This window comes from Myxococcus sp. CA039A, from assembly GCF_013336645.1.
In the GTDB taxonomy this organism is placed as follows: domain Bacteria; phylum Myxococcota; class Myxococcia; order Myxococcales; family Myxococcaceae; genus Myxococcus; species Myxococcus llanfairpwllgwyngyllgogerychwyrndrobwllllantysiliogogogochensis.
Genome location: NZ_JABUMQ010000523.1, coordinates 1 through 4,584 on the forward strand (window position 1 = coordinate 1; position 4,584 = coordinate 4,584).

Below are 4,584 nucleotides of genomic sequence, written 5' to 3' on the forward strand. Positions count from 1 at the left end.
CACCCAGACAGGATATCCCCCCTGCCCCACCGCCACCGTCCTCCAGTCCTGGCTTTCTGAAGTCAGGTGATAGCTGACCACATCCCTCAGCGTGCCACCACACGACAGCGGCTCATCGCTCACGCCATTGCTGCAGTTGTTGTCGATGGCGTCACACACCTCCGTGAGGCCCAACTTCGCTCCGGGGTCCGCGTCATCGCAATCCGTGTGGAGGTTCTCCACGTGGCCTTGTTGGGGCGTCTCGTTCGCACAGACTTCGTCCACCGTCGCGTTCTGGTCTCCGTCTCCGTCATGGTCACGGTCGGGGTAGAACAACCTCGGTGGCCTCGCGTTGCACTCCACATCCGACTGGCCCGAATTGCAGACCCACGTCCCAGCGCAGCTCACACCGGAGAGGGTGCACGACGTGTTCTTCGTCGGAAACGCCTCATCCGCGTTCCCGTCGCAGTTGTTGTCCGCGCTGTCGCACAACTCCGCCTTGCCTGGGGTTACGGCCGGATCATGGTCCCTGCAGTCCCCGCCAGTGGTCGCGTACCCCCACACACCGCTCGTCGGCACGCAGTGCTGAATGGCCTCCCCACCAACCCCGTCGTCGTCTGCATCACGGAACATCGCAATTCGGGTCAAACCCTCATCAGCCCCACCGACGCAGTTGTTGTCCTTGTCGTCGCAGATCTCCGGCTGCGAGGGGTTCTTCATGGAGTCGCTGTCGTCGCAGTCCGTGCCGCCACTCCCATTGGCAACAAACCCATCATTGTCCCCGTCAGGAGTAGCAAGCTGCACGGTGCGCTCCGGCTTACGGCCCTCACCCGACAGGTCGACGGACAGCCTTTCCTGAGCCACCACATGGCCCTCGCAGCTCTGCTCCCGCGCGGTGATGATCACCCGCACCTTCGTGCCCCATCCTTCCCGACGGAGCACTCTCCACTCCAGCGGTGGCGTCATCCCCACGAGTTGCTGGCCCGAGATGGACTCCTCCGCGAAGAGCATGGCGTTCGCTTCATCCTGGGTCTGCATCACGATGCAGCCCTTCGTGAAGCCCGGCGAATAGTCGACCTTGATGCGAACGCCTCTTTCGGCCTCGAGATCCTCGAGGCTCGGCACGGAACAGCCTCCAAGCACCAGCAGGCTCACGACGACCAGGCTTCCCATGCGGCTCATCGCGCACCTCCCTCGGCCACGGTCGCTTCGGAAGAGTCCATCAAGAGCCACGTCGCCAGCGCTCCCACCGCGGCAGCCGTCGCGGCGCCAAAGAGGATGTTCGCTGTCTGCGCACTGCTCTGTGCCCGTGAATGGTGGGACTCAAGGTCCTCCTGGAGCTGGGCGGACCGCGCATCGTCGATCTGGCTGCGCGACGACAGGCCGAACACCGTGCCCACTCCACCCGCCGCGACTCCCGCGCCCAGCAACGCCCAGCTCACCACTGGCACCCGTCGTCCTGCGACGCGCACACCCTGAGAGGCTCGCGCCGACTCTTCCACGACGCCTGGTGCCCACGCTTCCGGGACTCCGTCCTCCTTGCTGGGAGGAATCAGGTGAGTCGCGGCGACCTCGGTCTCCTTGGACAGGGGCTTCGCGTCCGCTGGCGCGACCTCCACCGCCGCTGCAGTGGGCGCTGTCGGCGAATCCGCGCGTCGACCGGCCACTGACGCGCGGACCTTGGTGCGCTGCGTCTCGAACTCACGACTCACCTTGGGCGAGACGTGCAAGGGAAGCTGGATATCGAGCTGGCGTTGGAGCGCCTCGCGGAAGTCCTTGCGCGCCGCCTCCCACCTTCCCATGTCCGCTTGGACAATGCCTCGCAGCAGGGAGAGGGAGACCGCTTCGTCAGGACCATGCGGCAGTCGACTGGCGTGCTTCAGTCGCTCCAGCGCTCGCTCGTATTCGAGATCCTCGTAGAGACGGATGGCCTCTGTGATTTGACGTTGGACCTCACCTTCGGCCCCGTGCGCGCTCAGCGGCATCGCCACTGACACGCAAACGAAGACCGCCAGGCATTCCCCCCACAGGCATGACTTGGACATGCCTGGACTCTAAGTCCAAACAGAGCTCTCCAGAAAATCCAGACAGGACTTTCCTGTCCAGGTCACCACGCTCCGGCCATTCAGGCCCGAAGCGTGGTGGAGACCGCGAGAGACGACTACGGCTCCGGGTAGTGGAACACCCGGCCGTCCTCACCAACGATCCACAGGTGTCCAGCGTCCGTGATGGCGATGTCGTTCAACGGCACATTCGCCAGGCTCCCGGTCAGGTCCGGCCCCTTGGCCCAGCCATACGGCGTCAGCCGGTGCAGCTTGCCGCCAGTTCCACCCGTGCGCTTGTCCACCATGTAGCACTGCTCGTTCAGCGGGTTCTGTGCGTTCAGCGTGTCATAACGCATCACCACGCTGGTGAAGTCGAACTCCGACGGGGCGTCTGTCTTGTCCCATGTCGTCGCGCCGTTCCAACGCCACACGGCCCCGTCATCACCCACTGCACAGGCTTTGTCCGCGTCTCCCATCCACACCGCGATGGCCTTGCCATCCACGTTGGTGGGATTGGACGTGTGCGCTGTTGGGGTCCCAGTCGGGGTCGTCCCAGTCGTCACGGCGTAGGACACGAACCGCTGCCTGTCGGGCCCCGTGCTGCCTCCCACCGCGAGCATGAAGTCCTCTCGCAGGGCATGCAGGCCGTAGAGGTTGTTGCTGTTGTCGTTCAACTCGGTGAATGGATTGCCAGCGCCACCCACCACCCACCTGTACAGACGCCCATTCGTGTCGGACAGGTAGACGGTCGTCACCCCTCCGGACTCGAAGCCCACAATTCCCGTGATGTTCTGAGTGGTGGGCAAAGTCCCCGGCCCACAGGCGGCACTCGTCCCTGCATGCTTCGCCACCCATCCTCCCTCGCCGCCCAGGAGCACAGCGCCGGTGGAGTCCACCCAGGAGACCGTCCAGTTGTGGTCCCCACAGTGGTTCGTGTTGAGCGGAGGGCTCCCGTCAGGGGGGGTCGGATTCGCGGTGTCCCCGAAGCTGTAGCTCTCGAACTTCTGGTTTGCCGCCTTGCGCACCGCCAGTTTGCCGCCTCGGCCTGCCACCCAGACTGGATATCCTCCCTGTCCCACCGCCACCGTCCTCCAATCCTGGCTGTCTGAAGTCAGGTGATAGCTGGCCACATCCCTTAGCGTGCCACCACACGACAGCGGCTCGTCGCTCACGCCCGCGTTGCAGTTGTTGTCGATGGCGTCACACACCTCCGCGAGGCCCGAGTTGGCCGCGGGGTCCACGTCATCGCAGTCTCCGTGGAGGTTCTCCACGTGGCCCAGTTGGGGCGTCTCGTTCGCGCAGACTTCGTCCACCGTCGCGTTCTGGTCTCCGTCTCCGTCACCGTCACGGTCGGGGTAGAACAACCTCGGCGCCCTCGCGTTGCACTCCACGGCCGACTGGGCCGCATTGCAGACCCACGTCCCAGCGCAGCTCACACCGGAGAGATTGCACGCCGTATTCTTCGTCGGAAACGCCTCATCCGGGTTCCCGTCGCAGTTGTTGTCCGCGCCATCGCACAACTCCGTCTTGCCCGGCGTGTTGTTGCCGTTGGCGTCGTTGCAGTCGAAGTCCTCGTTCTGAATCCGTTGACGATAGGAGGCGTCAGGCCGACCGCACTGGACCTTGACTGTGAGCGCGCCAAGCGAACCATCCTGGTCGCCGTCTTGGTACCAGTTCTTGTCATTGCCCTCGTCCACGACCAGGTCGCAGTTGTTGTCCTTGTCATCGCAAACGTCCGGCTTACCCGGGGCGATGGCAGTATCTCCGTCCCCGCAGTCACCGCCAACAGTTGCATAACCAGTGACACCGGCTGCCGGCACGCAGTGACTAATCGATGCGTTACCAAACCCATCTCCATCCCCATCAAGGAACATGGGCACTTTGGGGAGCCCCTCATCAGCCTCTTGACCGACGCAGTTGTTGTCCTTGTTGTCGCAGATCTCCGCCTGCCCGGGGTTCCTCATGGCGTCGGCGTCGTCGCAGTCCGTTCCCTTCTTGTCGCCGGCCATGGAAACGAAACCGTCGTCGTCCGCATCGACGGTCACAAGCGTCAACGCGGCCATGTCCTTGACGTCTTCGCTGGGGAATTCGAACACCCTCTCAGCGATATCGACCTGCTGGCCAACAACGGCCAACGGCTCTTCGGTTCCAGCGCACGGTCTCTCGTACGCGGTGACTGTCACCTTGAACTTGTTGCTCCAGCCGTCCTTCTTGACCACGGCCACCGTCAAGATGGGGGACGGAACTTCCGAAGTGGCCGTCGCCCGCTGCTTCGGAGCAACGACCTCCTCCAGCTTCAAGTCCGTGTTCGCATCATCCTGGACGACGACTTTGAAACACCCCTTCTGAAATCCAGAGGTGTACTCAACGGGGATTCGGACCGCCGCCTGCTCCTTCGACTTGGAGCACGCGAGGACCAGCAAAGGGAGCAGGCACAAGGCAAGGCGACGCATGGGGCGCACTCTACCGCAGCCTCCCCCCCGCTCGCGCTCCCCTCTTGCTTCCCGCCCCCTCGCCCTCACCCCTCTCGGAAAACTCCGGCCCGGCCGTCCAGGCACAC

3 protein-coding genes are annotated in these 4,584 nt (G+C 64.0%); all 3 read right to left on the minus strand.

The genetic code is table 11. The features are described from left to right. Window positions 1-1,161: putative metal-binding motif-containing protein (locus HR086_RS44885; protein ID WP_174468721.1), on the minus strand; the 1,161-nt coding region annotated here is incomplete at its 3' end. After that, window positions 1,158-2,024 carry a hypothetical protein gene (locus tag HR086_RS44890; RefSeq protein ID WP_174468722.1) on the minus strand — a complete coding sequence of 289 codons (867 nt, stop codon included), beginning with the start codon at window positions 2,022-2,024 and terminating at the stop codon, window positions 1,158-1,160. The genes HR086_RS44890 and HR086_RS44885, both read right to left, overlap by 4 nt. A 116-nt stretch (window positions 2,025-2,140) precedes the next feature. Then, complete coding sequence (locus tag HR086_RS44895) at window positions 2,141-4,477, minus strand: putative metal-binding motif-containing protein (RefSeq protein ID WP_174468723.1); 2,337 nt, start codon at window positions 4,475-4,477, stop codon at window positions 2,141-2,143. Window positions 4,478-4,584 lie beyond the last annotated feature (107 nt).